Annotated in this window: 20 protein-coding genes; 15 read left to right on the top strand and 5 right to left on the bottom strand. The window is 65.5% G+C overall.

Annotated elements, in window-relative coordinates; all coding sequences use genetic code 11:
- Positions 1-28 precede the first annotated feature (28 nt).
- Positions 29-1,693: an electron transfer flavoprotein-ubiquinone oxidoreductase gene (locus HPT29_RS19150; RefSeq protein ID WP_173946076.1), complete on the top strand. Its 1,665-nt coding sequence runs from the start codon at positions 29-31 to the stop codon at positions 1,691-1,693.
- 806 nt (positions 1,694-2,499) lie between these two features.
- Here HPT29_RS19150 and HPT29_RS19145 read toward each other — a convergent pair.
- The gene (locus HPT29_RS19145) at positions 2,500-2,661 is read right to left on the bottom strand and encodes a hypothetical protein (protein ID WP_173946755.1); all 162 of its coding nucleotides are present in this window, start codon (positions 2,659-2,661) and stop codon (positions 2,500-2,502) included.
- Positions 2,662-2,785: 124 nt separating this feature from the next.
- On the opposite strand from HPT29_RS19145, the gene HPT29_RS19140 reads away from it, so the two are divergent.
- On the top strand, positions 2,786-4,573 hold the full coding sequence (locus HPT29_RS19140) for a tetratricopeptide repeat protein (protein ID WP_173946754.1): 1,788 nt from the start codon (positions 2,786-2,788) through the stop codon (positions 4,571-4,573).
- Between the two features lie 188 nt (positions 4,574-4,761).
- Positions 4,762-5,625 (top strand): 4-(cytidine 5'-diphospho)-2-C-methyl-D-erythritol kinase, encoded by an 864-nt coding sequence (locus HPT29_RS19135; protein WP_173946753.1) that lies wholly within the window; start codon positions 4,762-4,764, stop codon positions 5,623-5,625.
- Between the two features lie 132 nt (positions 5,626-5,757).
- On the opposite strand, the gene HPT29_RS19130 is transcribed toward HPT29_RS19135, so the two are convergent.
- Positions 5,758-6,564, bottom strand: coding sequence for a MetQ/NlpA family ABC transporter substrate-binding protein (locus tag HPT29_RS19130; RefSeq protein WP_173946752.1), 807 nt, complete (start codon positions 6,562-6,564; stop codon positions 5,758-5,760).
- A 523-nt stretch (positions 6,565-7,087) separates the two neighbouring features.
- On the opposite strand from HPT29_RS19130, the gene HPT29_RS28670 reads away from it, so the two are divergent.
- A complete protein-coding gene (locus HPT29_RS28670; RefSeq protein ID WP_285892595.1) occupies positions 7,088-9,739 on the top strand; it encodes a glycoside hydrolase family 113 in 2,652 nt (883 codons plus the stop codon).
- Positions 9,740-9,754: 15 nt separating this feature from the next.
- Here the strand turns inward: HPT29_RS28670 and HPT29_RS19115 are convergent, their stop codons facing one another.
- Positions 9,755-10,774, bottom strand: coding sequence for a polyprenyl synthetase family protein (locus HPT29_RS19115; protein WP_173946751.1), 1,020 nt, complete (start codon positions 10,772-10,774; stop codon positions 9,755-9,757).
- A 114-nt stretch (positions 10,775-10,888) separates the two neighbouring features.
- Here HPT29_RS19115 and HPT29_RS19110 point away from each other — a divergent pair, with 114 nt between their 5' ends.
- Together HPT29_RS19110 and HPT29_RS19105 are read left to right on the top strand one after the other, a co-directional pair.
- A complete protein-coding gene (locus HPT29_RS19110; protein WP_173946750.1) occupies positions 10,889-11,113 on the top strand; it encodes a putative signal transducing protein in 225 nt (74 codons plus the stop codon).
- Positions 11,106-11,846 (top strand): tRNA1(Val) (adenine(37)-N6)-methyltransferase, encoded by a 741-nt coding sequence (locus HPT29_RS19105; protein ID WP_173946749.1) that lies wholly within the window; start codon positions 11,106-11,108, stop codon positions 11,844-11,846. Before HPT29_RS19110 ends, HPT29_RS19105 begins: the two co-directional genes overlap by 8 nt.
- Positions 11,847-11,875: 29 nt before the next feature.
- Here the strand turns inward: HPT29_RS19105 and HPT29_RS19100 are convergent, their stop codons facing one another.
- Positions 11,876-12,196 carry a hypothetical protein gene (locus tag HPT29_RS19100; RefSeq protein ID WP_173946748.1) on the bottom strand — a complete coding sequence of 107 codons (321 nt, stop codon included), beginning with the start codon at positions 12,194-12,196 and terminating at the stop codon, positions 11,876-11,878.
- Between the two features lie 164 nt (positions 12,197-12,360).
- Here HPT29_RS19100 and HPT29_RS19095 point away from each other — a divergent pair, with 164 nt between their 5' ends.
- The 8 genes from HPT29_RS19095 to HPT29_RS19060 all read left to right on the top strand — a co-directional run bounded on the left by HPT29_RS19095 (position 12,361) and on the right by HPT29_RS19060 (position 23,968).
- Complete coding sequence (locus HPT29_RS19095; RefSeq protein WP_247654596.1) at positions 12,361-13,245, top strand: S49 family peptidase; 885 nt, start codon at positions 12,361-12,363, stop codon at positions 13,243-13,245.
- Between the two features lie 117 nt (positions 13,246-13,362).
- Positions 13,363-14,304, top strand: coding sequence for a glycine--tRNA ligase subunit alpha (locus HPT29_RS19090; protein ID WP_173946747.1), 942 nt, complete (start codon positions 13,363-13,365; stop codon positions 14,302-14,304).
- Between the two features lie 44 nt (positions 14,305-14,348).
- On the top strand, positions 14,349-16,604 hold the full coding sequence (gene glyS / locus HPT29_RS19085) for a glycine--tRNA ligase subunit beta (protein WP_173946746.1): 2,256 nt from the start codon (positions 14,349-14,351) through the stop codon (positions 16,602-16,604).
- A gap of 183 nt (positions 16,605-16,787) precedes the next feature.
- Entirely contained in the window at positions 16,788-17,423 is a 636-nt protein-coding gene (locus HPT29_RS19080; protein WP_173946745.1) for a L,D-transpeptidase, read from the top strand.
- Between the two features lie 280 nt (positions 17,424-17,703).
- Positions 17,704-20,382, top strand: coding sequence for a pyruvate, phosphate dikinase (gene ppdK, locus HPT29_RS19075; RefSeq protein WP_173946744.1), 2,679 nt, complete (start codon positions 17,704-17,706; stop codon positions 20,380-20,382).
- Positions 20,383-20,649, top strand: a complete 267-nt coding sequence (locus tag HPT29_RS19070; RefSeq protein WP_173946743.1) for a hypothetical protein — start codon at positions 20,383-20,385, stop codon at positions 20,647-20,649.
- Positions 20,650-20,677: 28 nt separating this feature from the next.
- The gene (locus HPT29_RS19065; protein WP_173946742.1) at positions 20,678-21,028 is read left to right on the top strand and encodes a GFA family protein; all 351 of its coding nucleotides are present in this window, start codon (positions 20,678-20,680) and stop codon (positions 21,026-21,028) included.
- A 177-nt stretch (positions 21,029-21,205) separates the two neighbouring features.
- Positions 21,206-23,968, top strand: coding sequence for a PAS domain-containing hybrid sensor histidine kinase/response regulator (locus HPT29_RS19060; protein WP_173946741.1), 2,763 nt, complete (start codon positions 21,206-21,208; stop codon positions 23,966-23,968).
- A gap of 158 nt (positions 23,969-24,126) precedes the next feature.
- Here the strand turns inward: HPT29_RS19060 and HPT29_RS19055 are convergent, their stop codons facing one another.
- Positions 24,127-24,528 (bottom strand): hypothetical protein, encoded by a 402-nt coding sequence (locus HPT29_RS19055; protein ID WP_173946740.1) that lies wholly within the window; start codon positions 24,526-24,528, stop codon positions 24,127-24,129.
- Positions 24,529-24,655: 127 nt separating this feature from the next.
- On the opposite strand from HPT29_RS19055, the gene HPT29_RS19050 reads away from it, so the two are divergent.
- Positions 24,656-25,504: a helix-turn-helix domain-containing protein gene (locus HPT29_RS19050; protein WP_173946739.1), complete on the top strand. Its 849-nt coding sequence runs from the start codon at positions 24,656-24,658 to the stop codon at positions 25,502-25,504.
- Positions 25,505-25,511: the final 7 nt, after the last annotated feature.

The following is a 25,511-nucleotide window of genomic DNA, read 5'->3' as shown; positions in this document are numbered from 1 at the left end:
CGTTGAAGCCGCGTACCAGGAGGAAGCCATGTCCGATCTGCCCGCCCGTGAATCGATGGAATTCGACGTCGTCGTCGTGGGCGCGGGTCCGGCCGGCCTGGCGACCGCTATCCGGCTCAAGCAGCGGGCGATGGAGCAGGGCGCGGACATCTCGGTGGTCGTGGTTGAGAAGGGCTCCGAGGTCGGTGCCCACATCCTGTCCGGCGCGGTGATCGACCCGATCGGCCTCGACGGTCTCCTGCCGGAATGGCGGTCCGATCCCGACCGGCCCCTGAAGACGGAAGTCACCGCCGACGAGTTCATGTATCTGGGCCATGCCGGCGGCATTCGCCTGCCCAACGTGTTCATGCCCAAGCTCATGAACAACCACGGCAACTTCGTCGGCTCGCTCGGCAACGTCGCCCGCTATCTCGGCCGCAAGGCCGAGGAGCTCGGGGTCGAGATCTATCCGGGCTTCCCGGCCGCAGAGGTGCTGATCGAGGACGGCAAGGTGGTGGGCGTCGCCACCGGCGACATGGGCATCAGCCGCAACGGGGAGCCCAACGCCAACTTCACCCGCGGCATGGAGCTGCGCGCCAAGTACACGATCTTCGGCGAGGGCGCCCGCGGGTCGCTCACCAAGCAGATGGTCGAGCGCTTCGGCCTGAACCAGGGCCGCGATCACCAGAAATACGGCATCGGCATCAAGGAGCTCTGGCAGGTCAGGCCGGAGAAGTTTCAACCCGGTCTCGTGCGCCATTCCATGGGCTGGCCGCTGCCCAACAATTCCGGCGGCGGCTCCTGGCTCTACCATTTCGACGACCATCTCGTGTCCGTCGGCTTCGTGGTGCATCTCAACTACAAGAACCCGACCCTGTCGCCCTTCGACGAGTTCCAGCGCTTCAAGACCCACCCGATGGTCCGGGACGTGTTCGAGGGCGCAAAGCGCATCGGCTACGGGGCGCGCGCCATCATGGAGGGCGGCTGGCAGTCGGTGCCGAACTTGGCCTTCCCCGGCGGCTGCCTGGTGGGCGACTCGGCCGGCTTCGTGAACGTGCCGCGCATCAAGGGCAGCCACAACGCCATCCTGTCCGGCATGCTCTGCGCCGACCACGTCTTCGCGGCCCTGCAGGAGGGCCGGGCCAACGACGAGATCGCGGCCTACGAGGAATCCTGGCGCGCCTCGCCGATCGGCTACGATCTCAAGCGGGTTCGCAACGTGAAGCCGCTCTGGTCGAAATACGGTACGGCGGCCGGGGTGGCGCTGGGCGGGCTCGACATGTGGCTGACCGAAATCTTCAACTGGTCGCCTTTCGGCACGATGAAGCACGGCAAGCCCGACCACGAGTGCCTGCTGCCGCTCGATCAGGTCAGGCCGATCACATACGACAGGCCGGACGGGGTCCTGACCTTCGACCGGCTGTCCTCGGTGTTCCTGTCCAACACCAACCACGAGGAGGACCAGCCGGTCCACTTGAAGGTGAAGGACATGGGCCTGCAGAAGGCGTCCGAGCACGACGTGTTCGGCGGTCCCTCGCAGCGCTACTGCCCGGCGGGCGTGTACGAATGGGTCGAGGGCGAGGGGGGCGCGCGCTACCAGATCAACGCCCAGAACTGCGTCCACTGCAAGACCTGCGACATCAAGGACCCGAACCAGAACATCAACTGGGTCACCCCCGAGGGCGGCGGCGGCCCGAACTACGTCAACATGTGATGGCGCGCCTGCTCGTTTCCTCTCTCCTGCATCGCAGAGGCGAGGGATGAGCCGGTCTCGTCTCGCTCCCGCAGCAGGTCCCTCGCGTCGTCCGACTCTCCTCGTCATGGCCGGGCTTGTCCCGGTTTTCCCAGGGTCGTTCCGTCAGCCTCGACGTCATGGCCGGGCTTGTCCCGGCCATCCCGCTCATGTGAAGCGCCGTGCCTTACGGGTCGGGATCACCGGCCCAAGGCCGGTGATGACGTGCGGGTGAGGATGAGAGGGTGAGCTCGAGCTGGTGAGGTCATGTTCTCACTTTGTTCTTGACAGCTCAATCAAGCTAAGCTATATCATGGCGCAGATCGGTTCCTTCGAGGGGCGCGCTCGCGAGGCGTCGCAAGTGTGGGAGCCGGCACGGTCCTGCGACAGGCTTCGCACCCCTGGGCGCGCAGGAGGCCGACCTTGGGCTCTGCCCAGCTGGTCCGCCTGAAAAGAACCGTGCGCGACGAGCAGCTTGGCTCTCGCTTATCACCTCAGACATCGAGCCGGGCTGCCACTCGCGCCACCCTCGATCATCCTGAAGGCTCGCAGCGCAAGCTGCGGGCCCGCAGGTGCTGCTCTTTGACATCAGCACAGATCACAAACCCGCACCACAGCGTGACGCTCCCCCGTCCCGCCACCCTCCGCCCGTCATGGCCGGCCTTGTGCCGGCCATCCCGATCGGAACGGCGCGGCGCTTCAAGCAAGCGAGATCACCGGGACAAGCCCGGTGATGACCGGGAGAGGGGATCAGGACGGGCCATCCCGATACGGAAAGGCGCGGCGGCCTACAGAAGCGGGATCACCGGGACAAGCCAGGCGATGACGGGGAGAGGATCGGTGCCCGACCATCCCGATCCGGACGGGCGCCGCGTCTCGATCAGCCGGGACGGGTCGGGGATGCCCGGTGACGACAGGAAGAGGGCGTTCCCGACGATTCCGCTCCTCACGACGCTTTTACGCCCCAGCGGCAATTGTCCCCTTGCAGCCATCGGAGGGAGACGCCATTCTCCGGCCTGATTTGGCGCACATCTCCCCTGACGAGAGATGCTGTGATTTTTGGAGCCGCGCTTCGTGCCCATCTTGAAAAAGTCCTTTGCCCGTAAGGGGCTGCCTGCCCTGATGCTGGTGGCTGCCGGCCTGCTGGCCGCTCCGGCCGTCGCTGCGAACACGGAAGACGAGATCCTGCAGCCTGCCCAGAGCCTGGAGGGCAACTTCCTGTCCGCCTACGTGGCAGGCTCCGCGCGGGACACCGAGGCGGCGACCATCTTCTTCCGGGAGGCGATCCAGGAGGATCCCCGCAACCAGGAGCTTCTGGAGCGGGCCTTCGTGGCCTTCCTGGCCAACGGGTCCATGAACGAGGCCGTGCGCGCGGCCGAGCGCCTCTCGGGCCAGGACTCGTCCAACAACCTAGCGCAGTTCGCCCTCGCGGTCCGGGCCCTGAAGGGCCAGAAATACGCCGATGCCCGGACGCGCCTCTCGAAGGGCGCCCGCGGGCGTCAGGCCGATCTGACGGCAACGCTCCTGACCGCCTGGACCTATGCCGGCGCCAAGGACGGCAAGCAGGCGCTCGCCACCGTCGACAAGCTCAAGAACGAGCGGGCCTTCGACCAGTTCAGGGAATATCATGCCGCCCTCATCGCCGATGTGGTGGGCAACCCCGTCGAGGCCGAGAAGCGCTTCAAGGCCGCCTACGAGGGCGAGCGCAACACCCTGCAGGTGGTCGACGCCTATGGCCGCTTCCTCGCCAAGCGCGGCCGCAAGGACGAGGCCCTGAAGATCTACAAGGCCTTCGACGAGGCCGCGCCGCGCCATCCGATCGTCCGTGCGGCCATGAAGGCGCTGGAGGAGGACAAGCCGCTCCTGCCGCTGGTCAACACCGCGCAGGACGGTGCGGCCGAGCTGCTCTACGGGCTCGGCGTCGTCGGCAACACCCAGGGCGACGAGCTCACCGCCATCATCTATCTGCGCCTCGGCCTCGACCTGAAGGGCGATCATCCGCTCGCCCTCGTCACCCTGGGCGACGTCTACGAGCGCCTGAAGCAGTACGATAAGGCGAATGCGATCTTCGATCGCATCCCCAAGGATTCTCCCGTGCGGCCGAGCGCCGACATCTCCATCGGCCACAATTTCGAGCTGATGGGACGGGGCGACGACGCCATCGCGCATCTCGAAAAGCTCATGAAGGAGCGGCCGGACGACGTGGAGGTCGTCATGGCGCTCGGCAACGTGCAGCGCTCGCGCAAGAAGTTCGCCGAGGCGGCCGACACCTACGACAAGGCGATCAAGCTGATCGGCCAGCCGGAGCGCGGCCACTGGATCCTCTACTTCTATCGCGGCACGTCCTATGAGCGCGCGAAGCAGTGGGACAAGGCCGAGGCCGACCTGAAGAAGGCCCTGGAGCTCGTCCCCGAGGGGCTGCCGGCCGGCCGGGCGCAGGTGATGAATTATCTCGCCTATTCCTGGGTCGACCAGAACATGAATATCGACGAAGCCTTCAAGATGCTCACGAAGGCCGTCGAGCTTGCCCCGCGCGACGGCATGATCATCGACTCGCTCGGCTGGGCCTATTACCGCATGGGCCGCTACGACGACGCGGTGCGCGAGCTGGAGAAGGCCGTGGAGCTCAAGCCCGGCGATCCGACCATCAACGACCATCTGGGCGATGCCTATTGGAAGGTCGGCCGCAAGCTCGAGGCGAAGTTCCAGTGGGACCACGCCAAGAACTCGGATCCGGAGCACGAGGAACTCGTGAAGATCCTCAAGAAGATCGACAATGGTCTCGAAGAGGATCCGAAGCCGGCCGCCGCCGAGAACGCACCGCCGCCTCAGCCGGAAGTGCCGAAGCACAACGGCGGCTAAGGCCTGTCGAACCATATTCCCCTCTGTCATCACCGGCCTTGTGCCGGTGATCTCAATTGCTTGAAGCGTTGAGCCTTGCCGGGTCGGGATGGCCGGGACAAGCCCGGCCATGACAAGGACAAGGGAAGGCCGGCGCCCGCGGCGCGGCAGGCCTTCCCATCACGCCCGCTCTCGGGCATGGAAGCGCCATGCCTCAGCCGCTTGCCACCCGCGCGCCCGCCAAGATCAACCTGACGCTCCACGTGCTCGGGCGCCGGGCCGACGGCTATCACGAGCTCGAGAGCCTCGTGGCCTTCGCCGGCACGGGCGACGACCTGCGGCTCCAACCCGGAGCGGGACTGGCGCTCGAGGTGGATGGTCCGACGGCCGCGCTCGCCGGAAGCGGTGCCGACAATCTCGTCCTGAAGGCGGCGCGTCTCCTGGCCGACCGCGTGGAGGGCCTCCGGCTCGGGACGTTTCACCTCACCAAGCGTCTGCCCGTGGCAGCCGGGATCGGAGGCGGGTCCTCGGATGCGGCCGCGGCCCTGCGGCTCTTGGCGCGCCTCAACGGCCTGCCGCTGTCGCATCCGGCCGTCCAGGATGCGGCCCGGCTGACGGGAGCGGACGTGCCCGTCTGCCTGGAACCGAAAGCACGCATGATGCGGGGCACGGGCGCCGAGATTGGGGCTGCGCTGGATCTGCCGCGCCTCTTCGCCGCCCTGGTCAACCCGCGCGTGCCGGTGGAAACCCCGGCGGTGTTCAAGGCGCTCGCGCTGCAGCCTGGCCAGCGACTGGCCGGCGAGGGCCATCCGAGCATCGAGCGGAGCGGCCTCATCGATGCGTTGCAGGCCGCTCGCAATGATCTCGAGCCGCCCGCGCTGCGTCTTCAGCCGCTGATCGGCGAGGCGCTCGGCCTGATCCGGCGGACGAAAGGCTGCCGGCTGGCCCGCATGTCCGGATCGGGCGCCACCGTGTTCGGCCTCTACGATGATTGCGAGACGGCCGCGGAGGCCGCGAAGGCCGTCCGGCGCGCGCGGCCGGATTGGTGGGCGAAAGCGACGAGCCTTCGCTAGATCGCGTCTCGACGTCGTCACCGGCCCTGGGCCGGTGATCCCGATCCCCTGAGACGCAGCGCTCTTCGAACGAGGATGGCCGGCTTGAGGCCGGCCATCACATGGCGAAGAATGGGAGAGCGCGGCAGCGGCTTACCAGGCCGGGATGATAGCGCCCTTGAAGCGCTCTTCCAGGAACTTGGCGACCTCGGGGGACTGGTAGGATTCCACGAAGGTCTTGATCTCCGCACGGTTGTCGCCCTGGCGAGCGGCCACGAAGTTGGCATAGGGGTTGCCCTCGCGCTTCTCGACCGCGATCGTGTCCTTGCGGATGTCGAGGCCCGCATTGAGCGCATGGTCGGTGTTGATCACCGCCGCGTCGAGGTCGGGCAGGGCGCGGGGCAGCTGCGCGGCGTCGAGCTCTGAGAACTTGATGCCCTTCGGGTTCTCGGCGATGTCGAGGAGGCTCGGCGACAGGCCCTGGCCCTCCTTGATCTTGATCAGGCCTTCAGCGGCCAGCAGGTTGAGCGCGCGGCCGCCGTTGCTCGGATCGTTCGGAATGCCGATCTTGGCGCCCTTGGGCAGGTCGGCGACGGCCTTTACCTTGGTGGAGTAGAGGCCGATCGGCTGAACGAAGGTGAAGCCGACGGGAACGATCTTGTAGCCCCGGGCGGCGATCTGCGCGTCGAGATAGGGCTTGTGCTGGAAGGCATTGGCGTCGAGGTCCTTGCGCTCCAAGGCCTCGTTGACGAGAGCGTAGTCGGAGAAGGGCACGAGCTCGACATTCAGGCCCTTGGTGGCCGCGACCTTCTTGACGACCTGCGCGACCTCTTCCTCGGCCCCGGACATGACGCCGACCTTGATGCTCTTCTGCTGGGCGGCGGCCGGCAGCGCGGCGGCCAGTGCGGCACCGAGCGCGACGGTCGCGGACAGGAGGGCGCGGCGGGTGAAAACGGACATGGGGTCTACCTTTCGGGCAAAGTGCGTCCGGGCTTCAACTCGAAGCCGGACATGTGGTTCGGGGCTTTTGTTCGAGAACGATCAGGCCGCGCAGCGACAACACCGCTCAGCCTGAAGAGGCCGAGGAAGGGGCAGGGATGCCGTCATGGAAGTGCAGCGCGTCATAACCGATCGATCCTCGTGAACCACGAGGCGGAGGCCGCTCGTGGCGCTTTAGCCTTTGATGACGCGGGGCAAGCTGCTCGTCTCAAATCTCCGCGGTCTCACTGTGGCCGGAGCCGCCGCGAGACGGGATCTTTGTAGCCCTGCCGGCTTTTAAGTCAACCAAATTGTTCTGTAAAAAGAACACACCGGTTATGCGTTCAGAGCCTAAGCCGTTCGGCCCTGCGTCTGGGACGCGACATAGACGCGCTCATCCATTCGGCTGAAAGACGCGCCGCCTGCGACTTGTTATAAAGTAACTCATGATTCGGCTGGTAGCTTCACGCCAGCCGTCAGTCTTCAAGAGCAGGAGCCCCGAGTCATGAGCAGCCCCGGCCAGATCTTCGAGTGGGAAGGCATCACGCAGCCGTCCTACTGGGGTGGACAGATTCTCGCAGGGACGGGCCTGAAGGCGATGAACCAGATCGTGGCGACCGGCGCCAACACCGTCACGATCATCCCCAACTTCTTCCAGGCTAACAAGTTCAGCAACGCGGTGGAACTGCACCTCGGAGATCCGAACAATCCCTGGGACAACGAGAGCGACACCTTCGAGCAGGTGAAGCAGTCCGTTCTGGCGGCCAAGAACCGCGGCCTCAAGGTCGTGCTCAAGCCGCACGTGGAGACGAGTGATCGCGTCTGGCGCGCGGAATTCGCACCCACCGACCCCAAGGCTTGGTTCGCCAGCTACAAGGCCATGATGGTCGAATACGCCAAGGTGGCTCAGGTGGCCGGCGCGGAGATGATCTGCGTCGGCACCGAAATGAACAGCATGATCGACCCGGCCAAGACCTGCAGCGACGGCAAGACATACACGCAGAAATGGGGCGAGATCATCGATGCCGTGCGCGCCGTCTATTCCGGCAAGGTCACCTACGCGGCGACCTACGACACGGTGCAGAAGGTCGGCTTCTGGGACAAGGTCGACTTCATCGGCGTCGACGCCTACATCCCGTCCTCGGAGATTAACAATCCGACCGTCGACCAGATCGTCGACGCCTGGGTGAAGCCGCATTTCAATTCGTGGGTCCGCGACACCCTGCACGGGGGCAAGTCCGTCGTCGACTATTACAAGGCGCTCTCAGAGCAATACGGCAAGCAGGTGCTGTTCACCGAGGTCGGCTACAAGAGCATGGATGGGGCCAACAAGGACCCAGGCGTGTTCGGCGGCAGCGGCACATACGATCCCCAGGAGCAGGTCGACTGCTACGAGGCTCTCTTCAAAGTCATGGAGAACTATGGCGGCCGCTGGCTCGCCGGTTCGTTTCTCTGGAGCTACTACTCCTTCGAAAACCCGATGGTGGAGCGGAACGTGCCGTGGACGGACTATACCACGCAACGGAAGCCAGCGAACGTCACGGTCACCACGCATTACTCCGGCCCGGCTCACACGACGGGGCTCGTCTGGAACGGAACGAATGTCACCGACAGGCTCGATGGCGGTTATCACAACGATACTCTGAACGGCGCCGGCGGGAACGACGTTCTTTGGGGCGGCGCCGGAAATGATCGGCTCAATGGCGGCCTAGGCGACGATGTTCTCGATGGCGAAGCGGCTGAGGACACGGCGGTCTTTTCCGGCGCCCGCGCGGATTACAGGATCTACGCGTTCGGCGCTGGCCAATACATTGTGAAGGACACCCGTCAGAACGGAGACGGCACCGACGAACTCCGCAACGTGGAGAAGGCGAGCTTTTCTGACCAGACCGTGGATCTGGATGACATCGGCGGAACGCCTCCGGAGAGCGTCTTCTCGGTCGCGGCCGTTCAGGCCAGCAGGCGCGAGGGATCCGAAGGCGTCACCACCGATTTCACTTTCAAGATCACCCGCTCCAGCGACGTGGGCGATGGCAGCGTCAAATGGCGTGTGCAGCTTCCCGCCGGCTCCGTCAGGGCCAACGACTTTGCCGTCATGACCGGCGAGATTTCCATGGCAACGGGGGTGACCGAGCAGACGATCACCGTGAAGGTTCGGGGCGATCTCCTCTTCGAGGCGGACGAGACCTTCACGGTCGAACTCTACGGGGCAGGCGTCGGCGGAGCCATCGGGACCGGGAGCGCGAACGGCACGATCCTCAACGATGACAGCGACAATGCCCCAAGCAACATCATGCTGAGCAACCCGGCGGTGGCCGAACTCGCCAAGGCCGGAACGTTCATTGGCACGCTGTCAGCCGCGGACATCGATGAGGACGAAACGCATAGCTTCGCCATCGTCAACCCGGACGGGCGGTTCACGATCGAAGGCAACAGGCTGCTGGTGGCTGACGGCTTCAGGCTCGATCATGAGCAGGCCTCCTCGCACAAGCTCACCGTGCAGGTGACAGACAAGGGCGGGGCAACCTACGCCAAGGACCTCGTGGTACATGTCACCAACGAAGATCCGGAGAAGACCGCAGGCAGCGCGGCCGACGACGTGTTCTATGGTGGCGGAGGCAATGACACGCTCGGTGGCGGAGCAGGTCACGATCGCTTGTTCGGCGGTGTGGGCGCCGACACGCTCACCGGCGACAGCGGCGGTGACATCCTCTCGGGCGGGGCCGGCAGGGACACGCTCGCCGGCGGCAAATGGAGCCGGATGGACCCGAACAAGGACGCATTCCTGTTCGACATCAAGGTGACTAAGAGCAACTATAAGAGCCACACCGATTCGGTGAAGGATGCTCAGTTCAAATACGATGCGTTCTACTTCGACGATGCCGCCTTCGGCAACGCGACCATCGCCAAGTACCTAAGGGGCAAGAACGCCTCGCTCGACCATGCGGTCACGATCAGGAAGGGCTGGTTCACGTTCGATAAGGCCACGGATCGGAACGACTTCTTCATCGCCAAAAAGGTGAATGGCAAGACCTACAAGCTGTTCTTCGATGCGGACGGCGCGGGCACGAAGCAGAAGGCCCTGGAGATCGCCACCGTGACCTATGATAAGAAGATCGGCGGCGAGATCTCCTTCAAGGATTTCCTCTTCGTCTGACGGCAGAGTGTCCGCTCAATAGGCCCGGGCGATGCAGAAATCGACCGCGTCGAGCAGGGCCTGCTTCATCGGGCTCGACGGGAAGAGCGCGAGGGCGTCGCGGGCCATGGCGCCGTAGTGCCGGGCCCGCTCGACGGTGTCCTCGAGGGCCCGGTGCCGGCGCATGATGGCGATGGCCTGCTCGAGATCCGCGTCCTCGATCTCACCCTGCTCGAGCACGCGCTTCCAGAAGGCGCGCTCCTCGTCGGTGCCGCGCCGAAATGACAGGACCACCGGCAGGGTGATCTTGCCCTCGCGGAAATCGTCGCCCACGTTCTTGCCGAGTGTGGCGGCCTTGCCGCCATAGTCCAGAGCATCGTCCACGAGCTGGAAGGCGATCCCGAGATTCATCCCGTAGGAGCGGCATGCGGCCTGCTCGGCCTTCGGGCGCCCGGCGATGACCGGACCCACCTCGCAGGCGGCGGCGAAGAGCTCGGCCGTCTTGCCCCGAATCACGGCGAGGTACTCGTCCTCCGTGGTTTCGGTGTTCTTGGCGGCGGCGAGCTGCATCACCTCGCCTTCGGCGATCACCGTTGCGGCCGCCGACAGGATGTCGAGCGCCCGCAGTGACCCCACTTCCACCATCATGCGGAAGGCCTGTCCGAGCAGGAAGTCGCCGACGAGCACGCTGGCCTCGTTGCCCCACTTGATTCGGGCGGCGATCTTGCCTCGGCGCATGTCGCTCTCGTCGACCACGTCGTCGTGGAGGAGGGTGGCGGTGTGCATGAACTCGACCGAGGCCGCGAGCTTCACGTGCCCGTCGCCCTGATAGCCGGAGAGCCCGGCGGTTGCGAGCGTCAGCATGGGCCGAAGGCGCTTGCCGCCGGAGGAGATGAGATGGTTCGCCACCTCCGGGATCATTGTGACCTCGGATCCCGTCCGCGACAGGATCATCGCATTGACCCGTTCCATGTCGGAGGCCACAAGGGACACGAGCTTCTCGATGCCCGCATTCTTCTCGGGATGCTTGTCTTCGAACGGAACGACGACGCCCACGTCTCACTACCCGGGTTGCCGGCCGGCTTGGCCGGTAGGAATATCAGTCACCGTGGCATGGCACTTTCCATGCTGCAATGCAAACGCTTACCGCAGGGGAAGGATCTCAAGCCGATGGTCGAAATCGTCCGCACCAGCGATCTCGTTCTGGTCGGCTTCCTACAATCCCTCCTGGAAAACGCCAATATCCCGGTTTTCGTGGCAGACATGCACATGAGCGCCCTGGAGGGTATGACCGGCGCCTTTCCGCGCCGGATTCTCGTGCCGGAGGATCACCTGGCCCAGGCCCGCCGCCTTGTCTCCGAAGCCGGGCTCGCGGGCGAGCTGCGACATGGCTGAGATCACGGAGGATCTCCTCCTGAACGGGCGGGTCCGCCTCCTGCAGCCGCAAAAGGGGCACCGGGCCGGCACCGATGCGGTGCTGCTCGCAGTCTCTGCCGAGGCGAGGCCCGGCGACATGGTAATGGATGTGGGCGCGGCGACCGGAGCCGTCGGCCTCATGGTGGCGGCGCGGCAGGACGCTGCGCGCTTCGTCTTCGTGGAGCGGGATCCTCACCTCGCCGAATTGTGCCGCCGCAACTGCCGGGACAACCGCGTCGCGGGCGAGGTCGCCGTCGCGGACGTGCTCGACAGGACCTCCCGCGAGGCTGCAGGTCTCAGGCTCGGGAGCGCCGATCTCGTCCTCACCAATCCGCCGTTCCTCGAGGAGGGTCACGCGCGGATCTCGCCCGATCGCGGCCGGGCAGCTGCTCATGCGCTGCCCACCGGCGGATTGGACGCTTGGCTGAAGATTTGCACGGGACTTCTCAAGCCGAAAGGCCGGCTCGTCCTGATCCACCGGGCCGATCGGACGCTCGAATGTCTCCGGATTCTGGGGAAATGGCTCGGAGGTCTGGAACTCCGCTTCGTGCATCCGAGCGCCGACCGGCCGGCCATTCGCTTGCTCCTGTCCGGGATCAAGGACAGCCGGGCCCCCGTGAGCATCCTGCCGCCGGTGATCCTGAACGGGCCGGACGGCCGCTTCACCCCACAGGCGGAGGCTCTTCACCGGGGAGAGGCCATCCTTCTATGAGAGAGGGCCCCGATGGGGGCCCTCCGAGTTTACCAGCGGTAACCAGGTCTGCCGACCGTGCGGCAGACCTCGATCGGCCGGCGCACCCAGCGGTAGCCGTTCCACACCCGCCGCGGCTCGACCCAGCAGCGGCGTACCGCGCGGGCGGGGCGATAAGCCCCGTAGGGGCGTCCGTAATAGGGGCGGTCGTACCGCGGGCCGCCATAATAAGGGCGCCCGTACTGGACCGTCACGGCGGGACCCCGATAGCCGTAGCCTCCGTAATAGGGTTGCGCTTCTGCCGGCTGAACCGACAGCGCCCCGAAGCTCAGGGCCGCAAAACCAAGAAGGCCGAACATCAGCTTACGCATTCATTCTCTCCTCAACTCCGCCCAGACACCAGCGTGAAACGGTGTCACGACCGGGCTGTTGTCCATGATCAAGATTTAATCGGTCTTAACTGAACGCAGCCCGACAATTTCCCTAACGGTATGTTCATCTTGGGAAGCCGGGCCGTGCACCCTAGATAACAGCCATGGCTCAAACATCGTTCTCCTCCATGCTCCCGGCTCGTCTTCAATTCCTCCTTCCGGCCAAGTACCGCGCCTATCCCAACCCCATCGTGCCCGTGGTTCGCCTCTCGGGGCCGATCGGGGCCGTGATGCCCCTGCGCCAGGGGCTGGCCATGCAAAGCGTCGCGCCCTTGCTGGAGCGCGCCTTCTCGGTGCCGGGCGCGAAGGCGGTGGCGCTGGTCATCAACTCGCCGGGCGGTTCGGCCGCCCAGTCGCACCTGATCTTCAAGCGGATCCGGGCCTTTGCCGAGGAGAAGGAGCTCCCCGTGATCGCCTTCGTGGAGGATGCGGCGGCTTCCGGCGGTTACATGATCGCCTGTGCGGCCGACGAGATCTACGCCGACCCGGCCTCCATCGTGGGCTCCATCGGAGTGGTGTCGGCGAGCTTCGGGTTCCACGAGCTGATCGAGCGCATCGGCATCGAGCGGCGGGTCCACACGGCCGGCAAGAGCAAGGCGATGCTCGATCCGTTCCGGCCCGAGAATCCGGACGACGTGGTGCGCCTGAAGGGGCTCCAGCGCCAGATCCACGAGGTTTTCGTGGGGCTCGTCCGCGACCGCCGGGGCGAGAAGCTCAACGATTCCTACGACGATCTCTTCTCCGGCGCCTTCTGGGTCGGGGCGGAGGCGCTCGATCTCGGGCTCGTCGACGGGTTAGGCGACATCCGGACCATCCTGCGCCAGCGCTTTGGCGACAAGGTGCAGTTCCGCATGATCGAGCCGGCCCGCCCGCCGCTGCTGGGGCGCCTGCTCGGCCGGCGCTCGCTCGGACAGAGCAGCCTGATCGACCCCGGCGAGATCGTCGGGGCCCTGGAAGAACGGGCCGCCTGGGCGCGGTTGGGGCTGTAAGGGAGCAGTGGCCAGCGGCTGCAGGAATACTCGCCGGGACACCCCGGTGCTTGACTTGGGCGGCCCGTCATCCCAAGGGTTCGCCTGACATTTTTCAAAGCCAAACCGGACGCCGACATGACGAGCGAACCCGCGCACATGAACCCTGCGCGCTCTTTCCAAGGTCTGATCCTCACGCTTCAGCGCTACTGGGCGGAGCAGGGCTGCGTCATCCTCCAGCCCTACGACATGGAGGTCGGCGCAGGCACCTTCCACCCGGCCACGACCCTGCGGGCCTTGGGCCCCAGGCCCTGGCGCGCCGCCTATGTCCAGCCCTCCCGCCGCCCCAAGGACGGGCGCTACGGCGAGAACCCGAACCGGCTTCAGCATTATTACCAGTTCCAGGTGATCCTGAAACCGAACCCGCCGAACCTGCAGGATCTCTATCTCGGCTCGCTCAAGGCCATCGGCATCGACACGAGCATCCACGACATCCGCTTCGTCGAGGACGACTGGGAGAGCCCGACCCTGGGCGCCTGGGGCCTCGGCTGGGAATGCTGGTGCGACGGCATGGAGGTGTCGCAGTTCACCTATTTCCAGCAGGTAGCCGGCTTCGAATGCTCCCCGGTGGCGGGCGAGCTGACCTATGGCCTCGAGCGCCTCGCCATGTACCTGCAGGGCGTCGAGTCGATCTACGACCTCAACTTCAACGGGCTCGATGGCGACCGGAAGGTCACCTACGGGGACGTGTTCCTCCAGGCCGAGCAGGAATATTCGCGCCACAACTTCGAACATGCTGACACGGAGATGCTGTTCCGGCACTTCCGCGACGCGGAGGCCGCCTGCCGCAAGTACCTGGAGGCCGGCGAGCCGAGACCTAACTCCAACGACAACCGCCACCTGATGGCGCTGCCGGCCTACGACCAATGCATCAAGGCCAGCCACGTGTTCAACCTGCTCGACGCCCGCGGGGTGATCTCCGTCACCGAGCGCCAGAGCTACATCCTGCGCGTCCGCGAACTGGCGAAGGCCTGCGGCGCGGCATGGCTGAAGACCGAGGGCGGGGGCGTGGCGGCGTGACCGCCGCTGCCATCCGCTTCCTCCCTCAGACATAAAGTTCTCCGATGCCCGATCTCCTCCTCGAACTGTTCTCCGAAGAAATTCCCGCCCGCATGCAGCGCCGCGCGGCGGAGGATCTGAAGAAGCTCGTGACCGATGCGCTCGTGGAGCGTGGTTTCCTCTATGAGGGCGCCAAGGCCTTCGCCACGCCGCGCCGGCTGGCCCTCCAGGTGGCGGGTTTGCCCGTGAAGGGGCAGGACGTGCGCGAGGAGCGCAAAGGTCCCCGCGTCGGCTCCCCCGACGCGGCGATCCAGGGCTTTTTGAAGGGTGCCGGGCTGTCCTCCATCGAGCAGGCGAAGATCGAGAGCGATCCGAAGAAGGGCGAGTTCTACGTTGCCGTCATCGAGAAGCCCGGCCGCTCGACGCCCGACGTGCTGGCCGAGATTCTGCCCGGGATCGTGAAAACCTTTCCGTGGCCGAAATCCATGCGCTGGGGCGCGGCCTCGCGTGAGCCGGGTTCGCTGCGCTGGGTGCGCCCGCTGCACTCGATCATCTGCACGTTCGGGCCCGAAACCGAGGATCCGGAGGTCGTGCGCTTCGATATCGATGGGATCGTTTCGGGCGACGTCACGAAGGGTCACCGCTTCCTGGCGCCCGGCGAGATCCGCGTGAAGCGCTTCGACGATTACGCGCCGGCCCTGGAGCGCGCCAAGGTCGTGATCGACACGGACCGCCGCAAGGACATGATCCTGCACGACGCGAAGGACCTGGCCTTCGCGCAGGGGCTGGAGCTCGTCGAGGACGAGGGCTTGCTCGAGGAGGTCGCCGGCCTCGTGGAATGGCCCGTGGTGCTCATGGGCTCGTTCGACGAAGCGTTTCTCGATATTCCCCCGGAGGTGATCCGCACCACCATCCGGGCGAACCAGAAATGCTTCGTGTTGCGTGACCCGGCCACCGGCAGGCTCGCCAACAAGTTCCTGCTGACGTCCAACCTCGTCGCCAGCGATGGCGGCAAGACGATCGTGGGCGGCAACGAGCGCGTGGTGCGCGCGCGCCTCTCCGACGCCAAGTTCTTCTGGGAGACGGACCAGCGCGTGAAGCTGGAGGACCGGCTCGAGAAATTGAAGAGCATCGTGTTCCACGAGAAGCTCGGCACGCAGTACGAGCGCGTGGAGCGCATCGCGGCGCTCGCCAGGGAACTGGCCCCGATGGTCGGCGCCGACCCTGAACTCGCGGAGCGTGCGGCACGCCTCGCCAAGGCAGATCTCGTGACCGAGATGGTGGGCGAATTCCCTGAATTGCAGGGCCTCATGGGCCGCTACTATGCGACGCTCCAGGGCGAGCACGCGTCCGTGGCGGCGGCCGTCGAGGAGCATTACAAGCCCCTCGGCCCGTCCGACCGCGTGCCGACCGATCCCGTGTCGGTGGCCGTGGCGCTCGCCGACAAGATCGACACGCTGGTCGGCTTCTGGGCCATCGACGAGAAGCCGACGGGATCCAAAGATCCCTACGCACTGCGTCGTGCGGCGCTGGGCGTGATCAGGCTGGTGCTGGAGAACAATCTCAAGCTTTCGCTCACCAGCCTGCTTGCAAAGCCCTTCGCCAGAACGGCCAATGCGGCTCTCTTTGCTGAGTTTCTGAAGGCGAAGGAGCTCGTCGACGCGATTGAGCAGAGCCCGTTCGCTCCCGTTGTCGAACATCCCTCTGTCGCCGAGCTGGCCGCAATCTTCCGGCAGCGGCAGATCGTCGAAGGTGAGACGCTGGCGCGTCTCATGCACGCTCGTGCGCTCGACCTCCTCGCCTTCTTCGCCGACCGTCTGAAAGTCTATCTCCGCGACCAGGGTGCGCGTCATGATCTCATGGATGCCGTGTTCGCCCTTGAGGGCCAGGACGACCTTCTGATGATCGTCCGCCGCGTGGAGGCGCTTGGGCGTTTCCTCGATACCGAGGACGGCAAGAACCTGCTCGCGGGCTACCGCCGCGCGGCCAACATCCTGCGCATCGAGGAGAAGAAGGACGGGCGCTCCTACGACGAGGCGCCCGACCTCCAGATCGTCGGCGACCAGGGGCAGATCGAGGAGAAGGCGCTCGCCGTCGTTCTCGACGGTGCCAAGCGCGAGGCGGCCGCCGCGGTGGAAGCGGAGGATTTCGAGGGGGCGATGCGCGCCCTGTCGCGCCTGCGCCAGCCGGTGGACGCCTTCTTCGACAAGGTGACCGTGAACGCGGCGGACCAAGCTCTCAGGGCCAACCGCCTGCGGCTCCTCAACGATATCCGCGCGGCGACCCGCACGGTGGCGGATTTCTCCCGCATCGAGGGCTAGCCGCGTTTGGGGCAGGGATCCGGTCCTGCGCTGGATCCCGCCCGAAATGCCGGAGGTCTGCGCCACGCGCATGAGAGATTCTCCGCGGGTTAATTCATGTTAAGGTGTGGCCTGAGGGGCACAGCCAACGGGCCGCCTAGGCTCTAGGTAGGCGGCAACCGATCCAAATTCAGAAGACCGAAGATGATTCGACGCCTCCTGATTGCCGCTCTTCTGGGCGCGCCCCTTGCTGCCTGCCAGACCGCCCAGCAGCCGGTCGCTACGGTGGCCGATTCCGCTTGGTATGTCGGCATGATGCCCGACAAGCCGCACAACATCCCGCTGGTCGACCGGCGCAAGATGGACGCGAAATACGCCCGCCAGACGGTGGCGTATAACGGCTCCGAGAAGCCGGGCTCCATCGTGGTCGATATCGACGAGCGCATGCTCTATCTCGTCCAGCCCGAGGGCAGGGCGATCCGCTACGGCGTGGGCGTCGGCAAGCAGGGCTTCTCCTGGAAGGGCATTGCGTCGGTTGGTCGCAAGGGGGTCTGGCCGGCCTGGTCGCCCACCAAGACGATGGTCGGCATCAAGCCCGAGCTGCCGCGTTACGTGGAAGCCGGCCTCGACAACCCGCTCGGTGCCCGCGCGCTCTATCTCTACCAGGATGGCCGCGACATCCTCTTCCGCATCCACGGGACGAACGAGCCATGGAGCATCGGCGAGCAGCTCTCCTCGGGCTGCGTGCGCATGCTGAACGAGGACGTGGCCGACCTCTACGAGCGCGTCCCGGTCGGCACGACGGTCTATGTCAAACGCAACGGCCGCTACCGGGTGTGAGCCCCGGTTCATGACGGATCACAATGGCCGGGCCTGTCCCGGCCATTTTTATTTGCTCTTCTTGTCGTCGGGGTCGTCCCAGGCATCGTTCAGGCTGCAGGCGTGACCGCACGGCGGGAGCCCAGCATCCACCCGACAGGCTGAGCAGGCCCCGATGGCCGAAAGGCGACCCTCCTGAATTTTCCGGAACCGTGGCTGTTCAGCTTGCGTTTGGGCTCCACATGTTTCAAGCCAACACCTGCGCTGCAGCAGGGCGTATTCAGAGCCAAGGGATCGAGCGATGACGCAGTGGGTCTATACCTTCGGGGACGGTAAGGCCGAGGGCCAGGCGGGAATGAAGAACCTGCTCGGCGGCAAGGGGGCCAACCTGGCCGAGATGTCCAATCTGGGACTGCCGGTCCCTCCGGGCTTCACGATCACGACCGAGGTCTGCACCTATTACTACGATCACGGCCGCTCCTACCCGGAAGAGATGAAAGCCCAGGTCGAGAACGCCCTGACCTATGTCGGACGTCTCACGGGCCGCACCTTCGGGGATGCGGAGAACCCGCTTCTGGTCTCCGTCCGCTCCGGCGCCCGCGCATCCATGCCCGGCATGATGGACACGGTGCTCAACCTCGGGCTCAACGACGTGACCGTCGGGGCCCTCGCCAGGGGGGCGGGCGACGAGCGCTTCGCCTATGATTCGTACCGGCGCTTCATCACCATGTATTCCAACGTCGTGCTGGGCCTCGAGCACCACCACTTCGAGGAGATCCTCGACGAGTACAAGGACCGCAAGGGCTACACGCTCGACACGGACATGACGGCGCAGGACTGGCAGGCCATCCTGCCGCGCTACAAGAGCCTCGTCGAGAAGGAGCTCGGCAAGCCCTTCCCCCAGGACCCACAGGAGCAGCTCTGGGGCGCCATCGGAGCCGTGTTCGGCTCCTGGATGAACAACCGCGCCATCAAGTACCGCGAACTGCACGGCATTCCGGCGAGCTGGGGTACGGCGGTGAACGTGCAGGCCATGGTGTTCGGCAACATGGGCGAGACGTCCGCCACGGGCGTCGCCTTCACGCGCAATCCCTCGACCGGCGAGAAGGAGCTCTACGGCGAGTTCCTCATCAATGCCCAGGGCGAGGACGTGGTGGCGGGCATCCGCACCCCGCAGGATATCACCGAAAAGGCCCGCATCGCGTCCGGCTCCACCAAGCCTTCGATGGAGCAGGCGATGGCCGAGGCTTACAACGAGCTGGTGCGCATCTATGGCATCCTCGAGAAGCACTACCGTGACATGCAGGACATGGAATTCACGGTGGAAAAGGGCAAGCTCTGGATGCTCCAGACCCGCAACGGCAAGCGCACGGCGAAAGCCGCGCTCCGCATCGCCGTGGAGCTCGCCTCCGAGGGCCTGATCACGCAAGAGGAAGCCATCACCCGCGTGGAGCCGGCCGCCCTCGACCAGCTGCTTCATCCCACCATCGACCCCAAGGCCGAGCGCAAGATCCTGGCCACCGGCCTGCCGGCCTCGCCGGGGGCTGCCTCAGGCGCGGTCGTATTCAACTCGGACGACGCCGAGGCGGCCAAGAAGGCCGGCCACAAGGTCATCCTCGTGCGCATCGAGACGTCTCCTGAGGACATCCACGGCATGCATGCGGCGGAGGGCATCCTGACCACCCGCGGCGGCATGACCTCGCACGCCGCGGTGGTCGCCCGCGGCATGGGCAAGCCCTGCGTGTCCGGCGCCGGCTCGATCCGCGTCGACTACGCGGCGCAGACCCTCACCGTCGCCGGTCAGGTTCTGAAGAAGGGCGACGTGCTGACCATCGATGGCTCCAACGGCCAAGTGCTGCTCGGGCAGGTCAAGATGCTGGAGCCCGAACTGTCGGGTGAGTTCGCCACCCTCATGGGCTGGGCCGACAAGGTGCGCCGCATGAAGGTGCGTGCCAACGCGGAAACGCCGCTCGACGCCAACACCGCCCGCACCTTCGGGGCGGAGGGCATCGGTCTGTGCCGCACGGAGCACATGTTCTTCGAGGGCGACCGCATCGTGGCGGTGCGCGAGATGATCCTGTCGGACGACGAGGCCGGTCGCCGGGCGGCGCTCGCCAAGCTGCTGCCGATGCAGCGTAAGGACTTCGCCGAGCTGTTCTCGATCATGAGCGGCCTCCCGGTCACGATCCGCCTGCTCGATCCGCCGCTGCACGAGTTCCTGCCGCATTCGGAAGCCGAGATGGAGGAGGTGGCGAAGGCCATGAACGCCTCGGTAGACAAGCTCAGGCACCGCGCCCGCGAGCTGCACGAGTTCAACCCGATGCTCGGCTTCCGCGGCTGCCGTCTGGCGGTGGCGTACCCTGAGATCGCCGAGATGCAGGCACGCGCCATCTTCGAGGCGGCGGTGGACGCCGGCAAGCAGACGGGCCAGCCGGTCGTGCCGGAGGTCATGGTGCCGCTCGTCATGACGAAGGCGGAGCTCGACCTCGTGAAGGAGCGCATCGTCGCCATGGCGGAGGCGGTGGCAAAGGAAAGTGGCGTCGCGGTCGAGTATCAGGTCGGCACGATGATCGAGCTGCCGCGCGCAGCGCTGCGCGCCGGCGAGATCGCGGAATCGGCCGAGTTCTTCTCGTTCGGCACCAACGACCTCACCCAGACGACCCTCGGCATCTCGCGCGACGACGCGGCTTCGTTCCTGGGCCCGTACACGCAGAAGGGACTGCTGCCGGCGGATCCTTTCGTCACGATCGATCAGGAAGGGGTGGGCGAGCTGGTGAAGCTCGCGGCCGAACGCGGCAGGACAACCCGCAAGGGCATCAAGCTCGGAATTTGCGGCGAGCACGGCGGCGATCCGGCGTCGATCCATTTCTGCCAGTCGGTCGGTCTCGACTATGTGTCCTGCTCGCCCTACCGCGTGCCGATCGCGCGCCTCGCGGCCGCGCAGGCGGCCCTCGGCAACAAGGCAGCGAGCCAGGCCTAGATGGTCTTGTCTCGGACGCGCCTTCTCTATGTCGGGGTGGTGCTGGCATCCGGCATCGCCATCGGGCTCCTGATGCTGCAGCGGCCCGCCTGGCAGCAGGCCGCCGTTCCGCCGGCGGCCTGGCCCTTCGCCGTATCGTTGATCCTGGATCTCATCATCGGCCAACTCTCCGCCCAGGGCAAAGCCGAACCGCTCACCATGGGGGATCGATTCGTGGCGGTGATCGGCGCTGGCTTGATCGTGACCGCGATGGTAGCCTTGGGATAACGATCGCGGACAGGGGCAGGGGGCACGGATGGCGCGGCACGAGGGTTCATGCCATTGCGGCGCGGTCGCGTACGTGGTCGAGACGGATCTGCAACAGATCCTCGAATGCAATTGCTCCCATTGCAGCCGGAAAGGCTATCTCCTGACCTTCGTGCCCCGGGAGGCGATGACGCTCCTTCGCGGAGAGGACAGCCTGTCCACCTACACCTTCAACACCCACAGGATCCGGCATCGCTTCTGCGCGGAATGCGGCTGCGCCCCCTTCGGCGAGGGGCAGAAGCCGACCGGAGAGGCCACGGTGGCGATCAATGTCCGCTGCCTCGAGGGCGTGACCCTGTCCGAACTCGACACCATTCCGGTCGACGGGCGGAGCTTCTGAGTTCGGGCCGCCCAGTTCCGAGCCGTGCCTGCCTCAAGGGTAATTGAATCGAAATGAAATATTGTTTAAATTGCTCCTTCTCGCAGGGGCGAAAAGCTCTATTTGATCAGAACAGAAGGGGCGGTGTCGACTGAAGGATCGCCGCTCCCCGTCCGAAAGCTCAGGATGCCGGAGAGTTTGAGCGTTACGAAGGATGACGTCATTCGTGACTTGCGCGGCGCCCATTCCGCAGCCAAGGATTGCGGGGCGTCCGACGTTGCAGCGTCGGAGTTTCTGCCTATCCTCCAGCAGGGACCCGGCTTCTTCTGCTTCCTGCGTCACCCGGACGACATCATTACTCTGACCAACAACGCCTTCCGTCAGCTTGTCGGAGGGCGGGACATTGCCGATTGCCCCCTCGACGCAACACCGCTGATCCGCTGGCCCGGCTTCAAGGAGCGTCTCGACCAAGCCCGCGCCGGCCTGACGCTTCCGGACCCCCTTCGGGTCGCGATCTTCTCGCAAACGGATGCCGGGAGCATCGCGGAGGAGCGGTTCGTCGAGTTCTCCTTCCAGCCTGTCTGGGGCGGGGGCAGGGTGCTTCTGGGAGTGGCCGTGCAGGGCCATGACGTGACCGGTCATGTCCGGCAAGAGCGGGAGCTGAGCGCGAGCAATGCGCGGTCGGAGGCGGTTCTCGACGTGCTCGGCGACGGCTTCGTCGTGTTCGACGAGGAGTTCCGAGTCGTGAAGCTCAACCCCGCGGCGCTCAAATATGACGGGCGTCAGGCGGAGGAGATCATCGGCAAGATTCAATGGGAGGCATGGCCTACCTCGGCGGGCTCCGCTTTGGAAATGGCCTATCGTCGGTGCCTCGCAGAACAGGTGCAGATCTCGTTTGAGCGCCGCTATCTCGGCTTCGGCAAGGACCGGTGGCTGGAACTGCGCGTCTGCCCGGTTCCCGGCGGCATCGTCAGCTTCTATCGAGATATTACTGAACGGAAGGCGTCAGAGGAGGCGCTGCGCGCCAGCGAGGAGCGGTTCAGGGCTCTCGTCGAGGCGGTTCCGCATCAGGTCTGGGAGGCGGGACCGGGCGGATCGGTGGAGTGGTCGAACGGGCGCTTCCCCGAATATCTCGGTATCACGCTCGACGACCTAGCGAACGGCGCCTGGGAGCGTATCGTCCATCCGGAGGATTTTCCGGTTGTCGCCCGGGCGTGGCGGCGCGCCCTTAAGGACGGCACGGTCTTCGAAGGCGAGATAAGGCTGAAGCGGGCCCGCGACGAGACCTACCGGTGGTTCCTGTCGAAAGCCGTCCCCGTGCGGGACACCGACGGGGGTGTCATCCGGTGGATCGGTACGAACACTGATATTCATGATCAGAAGACCGCCGCCGAGGAACTCGTTCATCTGAACGCCAGACTGGAAAAGCGGGTCGAGGAGAGCACGCGGGACCGTGATCGCCTTTGGCATCTGTCGACCGACCTGATGCTTGTCGCCGACTTCAACGGAACGATCGTGACGGCCAATCCGGCCTGGGGCCGCATGCTCGACTGGAAGAACGGCGATCTCCTTCAGGCGCCCCTGCTCGACTTCATCCATCCCGAGGACCAGAGCGAAGCACAGTTGGCCGTCGGGCGGCTCGCGCATGCCCTGACCACCTGCAGCGTCCAGAACAGACTGCGCCATCGGGACGGCTCTTACCGTTGGATTGCCTGGACGGCAGTGTCGGACGAGCATTTCATCCACGCGGTCGGGCGCGATATCACGGCCGAGGAGGAGGCCGCCCAGGCGCTGAGACAGGCCGAGGAGGCGCTTCGGCAGTCGCAAAAGATGGAGGCGGTCGGCCAGCTGACCGGCGGCATCGCCCACGACTTCAACAATCTTCTGACCGGCGTGATCGGCAGCCTCGATCTCATCCGAACCCGCATCGCCCAGGGACGCGCCGGCGATATCGAACGCTATGTCGATGCCGCCATGTCTTCGGCAAACCGGGCGGCCGCGCTCACGCACCGCCTTCTCGCCTTCTCCAGACGACAGCCCCTCGATCCGAAGCCCGTCGATGCGAACGCTCTCGTCGCCTCGATGGAGGAGCTGTTCCGGCGCACGGTCCGCGAGACGATCCAGGTCGAGCTGCGGTCTTGCCGGGATCTCTGGCTCACCCTCTGCGATCCCAACCAGCTGGAAAGTGCTCTGCTCAATCTGGTCATCAACGCCCGCGACGCCATGCCGGACGGAGGGTCCATCGCCATCGGGACGGACAATGTGGAGCTCGACGACGCCTACGCGGCCACCCAGCAGGACGTCAAACCCGGCCCCTATGTCGCCTTGTCGGTCTCCGACACCGGGTCCGGCATGTCCGACGATGTGCTCGCGAGGGTCTTCGAACCCTTTTTCACCACGAAACCGATCGGGCAGGGTACCGGTCTCGGCCTTTCCATGGTCTACGGCTTCGTCAGGCAGTCCGGCGGCCATGTCAGGATCTCCTCGGCCATCGGCCGGGGCACCACCGTCACGATCCTGCTGCCGAGATATCTCGGCGATACGGAACTCCAGGACCCCTCGGCCACGGCCGTCTCGGGGGCGCGCGCAAAGGCTCACGAAACCGTGCTCGTGGTCGAGGACGAGACCGTCGTGCGCGGGCTCATCGTGGAGATGCTCAAGGAGCAGGGGTACCGCGTTCTGGAGGCCGAAGACGGGCCGAAGGGACTCGTGGTTCTGCAAACCGGCCAGCCGATCGATCTCCTTCTGACCGATGTGGGGCTGCCCGGCTTGAACGGGCGGCAGCTTGCTGACGCGTTCCGCGCGGAGCGGCCGGATCTGAACGTTCTCTTCATGACGGGCTATGTGGAGAGCAGCATTCTCTCGGCGGGCTTCCTGGGACCGGGCATGGAAGTCATCGCCAAGCCCTTCACCCTTGAGGCTCTCGCAGCCAGGATCGAGGCGATCATTCACGGTTCCTAGCATCGAGCATGACGGTCGCCGGCGATGTGCCGAAAAACTTTGGTCGGGATGGCCAGGCTTGTCCCGGCCATCCCGACCATTTGAAGCGCCTCGCTTTGGGCAATCGAGATCACCGGGACAAGCCCGGTGATGACGTGGGTGGGGATTAGCTATCGGGATCAAGCCGTCGCGGCTTCCGACCGGCGCATTCCGACGAACTGGAACTCCGCGTACATCAGCACCACGAGGGCCTGGGCGATCACGAACGCATAGCCCGCGCTGGTCGGCGCCACCCAGCCGCTGAGAAGGAGGAGCGCGCTGTCGACGACCCAGAGGGCATTCCCCAGGATCACCGCCCAGGCGATGGACCTATGGATTTCCTCGCGCAGGCCGAGCCAGCCGATGAAGGCGGCATAAGGCAGGAGAACCAAGCCCACGATGCGCAGGAGAAGCTCCGGCAGGCCGAAGACGCCGCTCAGGGCACCGGCACCGATGAGCATCATCAGGCCGAAGGCCCCGCTGGTGGTGGCGTCGGCCACGAGAGCCTGGCGAAGAAGCGGGGAAGATTGAATTGTCATCATGGCTGTCTCCTTGCGGTGGGCCGGTTGAAAACCTCAACCTGATCGCAAGGATCTCGGAAGCGCTGAGCACAGTCGATTACCTCCGAGGTCATGGAAGATCGGCTTGTCTCACGCTAGGGTCTCTCTCATGAGAACAGCGAGCACTCAACCCGTGAACACCGACCGACATGTGGGCGATTACCTGCGCGAATGGCGTCAGCGGCGACGCCTGAGCCAGATGGACCTCGCCCTCGAAGCGGAGATCTCCACCCGCCATCTGAGCTTCCTCGAGACCGGCCGCTCTCAACCGAGCCGCGAGATGGTGCTGCTGCTTGCGGAGAAGCTCGATATGCCCCTTCGCGAGCGCAACATCATGCTGGTGTCGGCAGGCTTCGCGCCGGTCTATTCGCAGCGCTCCCTCGACGACCCTGCGCTCGTCAGCATGCGTCAGGCGGTGGATCTCGTGCTCAGGGGGCATGATCCCTATCCGGCGCTCGCCGTGGACCGGCACTGGTCGCTCGTGTCCGCCAACGAGGCTCTCGTGTCGGTGATCGGCGAGGTCGATCCGGCGCTGATGAAGCCTCCTGTCAACGTGCTGCGCCTGAGCATCCATCCCGCAGGCCTTGCCCGTCGGATCGTGAATTTCACCGAGTGGCGCAACCATCTGGTTCATCGACTGCATCGTCAGGTCGATGCGACCGGCGACGTCGTTCTCGCCGCTCTGATCGAGGAACTGCAGTCCTATCCGACGCCGGACGCGGCGGGACGCGGCCCCAGGTCGAGCCACGATTACGCCGGCATCGTCGTGCCGCTCCAGCTCGTGACCGGGGAGGGCCCGCTGACCCTGTTCAGCACCACCACGATCTTCGGCACCCCGGTGGACGTCACCCTGTCGGAATTGGCCATCGAGGCGTTCTTTCCGGCCGATCCCGAGACCGGTTCCGCGCTGAGGCGTCTCGCCGAGAAGCGTCAGGCTGCCGCAGCGTCACCCGGATAACCGGAGC

The organism is Microvirga terrae (assembly GCF_013307435.2).
Taxonomy (GTDB): domain Bacteria; phylum Pseudomonadota; class Alphaproteobacteria; order Rhizobiales; family Beijerinckiaceae; genus Microvirga; species Microvirga terrae.
The sequence above is the reverse complement of the archived record's forward strand: the minus strand, read 5'-3'. Positions and strand labels throughout refer to the sequence as shown.

What these genes read in the sequence shown, in the direction of transcription:
- HPT29_RS19090 (WP_173946747.1), top strand. Translation starts at nt 13,363, where the DNA reads ATGACGAGCGAACCCGCGCACATGAACCCTGCGCGCTCTTTCCAAGGT.
- HPT29_RS19150 (WP_173946076.1), top strand. Translation starts at nt 29, where the DNA reads ATGTCCGATCTGCCCGCCCGTGAATCGATGGAATTCGACGTCGTCGTC.
- HPT29_RS28670 (WP_285892595.1), top strand. Translation starts at nt 7,088, where the DNA reads ATGAGCAGCCCCGGCCAGATCTTCGAGTGGGAAGGCATCACGCAGCCG.
- HPT29_RS19130 (WP_173946752.1), bottom strand. Translation starts at nt 6,564, where the DNA reads ATGTCCGTTTTCACCCGCCGCGCCCTCCTGTCCGCGACCGTCGCGCTC.
- HPT29_RS19110 (WP_173946750.1), top strand. Translation starts at nt 10,889, where the DNA reads ATGGTCGAAATCGTCCGCACCAGCGATCTCGTTCTGGTCGGCTTCCTA.
- glyS (WP_173946746.1), top strand. Translation starts at nt 14,349, where the DNA reads ATGCCCGATCTCCTCCTCGAACTGTTCTCCGAAGAAATTCCCGCCCGC.
- HPT29_RS19055 (WP_173946740.1), bottom strand. Translation starts at nt 24,528, where the DNA reads ATGATGACAATTCAATCTTCCCCGCTTCTTCGCCAGGCTCTCGTGGCC.
- HPT29_RS19065 (WP_173946742.1), top strand. Translation starts at nt 20,678, where the DNA reads ATGGCGCGGCACGAGGGTTCATGCCATTGCGGCGCGGTCGCGTACGTG.
- HPT29_RS19080 (WP_173946745.1), top strand. Translation starts at nt 16,788, where the DNA reads ATGATTCGACGCCTCCTGATTGCCGCTCTTCTGGGCGCGCCCCTTGCT.
- HPT29_RS19050 (WP_173946739.1), top strand. Translation starts at nt 24,656, where the DNA reads ATGAGAACAGCGAGCACTCAACCCGTGAACACCGACCGACATGTGGGC.
- ppdK (WP_173946744.1), top strand. Translation starts at nt 17,704, where the DNA reads ATGACGCAGTGGGTCTATACCTTCGGGGACGGTAAGGCCGAGGGCCAG.
- HPT29_RS19100 (WP_173946748.1), bottom strand. Translation starts at nt 12,196, where the DNA reads ATGCGTAAGCTGATGTTCGGCCTTCTTGGTTTTGCGGCCCTGAGCTTC.
- HPT29_RS19070 (WP_173946743.1), top strand. Translation starts at nt 20,383, where the DNA reads ATGGTCTTGTCTCGGACGCGCCTTCTCTATGTCGGGGTGGTGCTGGCA.
- HPT29_RS19105 (WP_173946749.1), top strand. Translation starts at nt 11,106, where the DNA reads ATGGCTGAGATCACGGAGGATCTCCTCCTGAACGGGCGGGTCCGCCTC.
- HPT29_RS19135 (WP_173946753.1), top strand. Translation starts at nt 4,762, where the DNA reads ATGCCTCAGCCGCTTGCCACCCGCGCGCCCGCCAAGATCAACCTGACG.
- HPT29_RS19095 (WP_247654596.1), top strand. Translation starts at nt 12,361, where the DNA reads ATGGCTCAAACATCGTTCTCCTCCATGCTCCCGGCTCGTCTTCAATTC.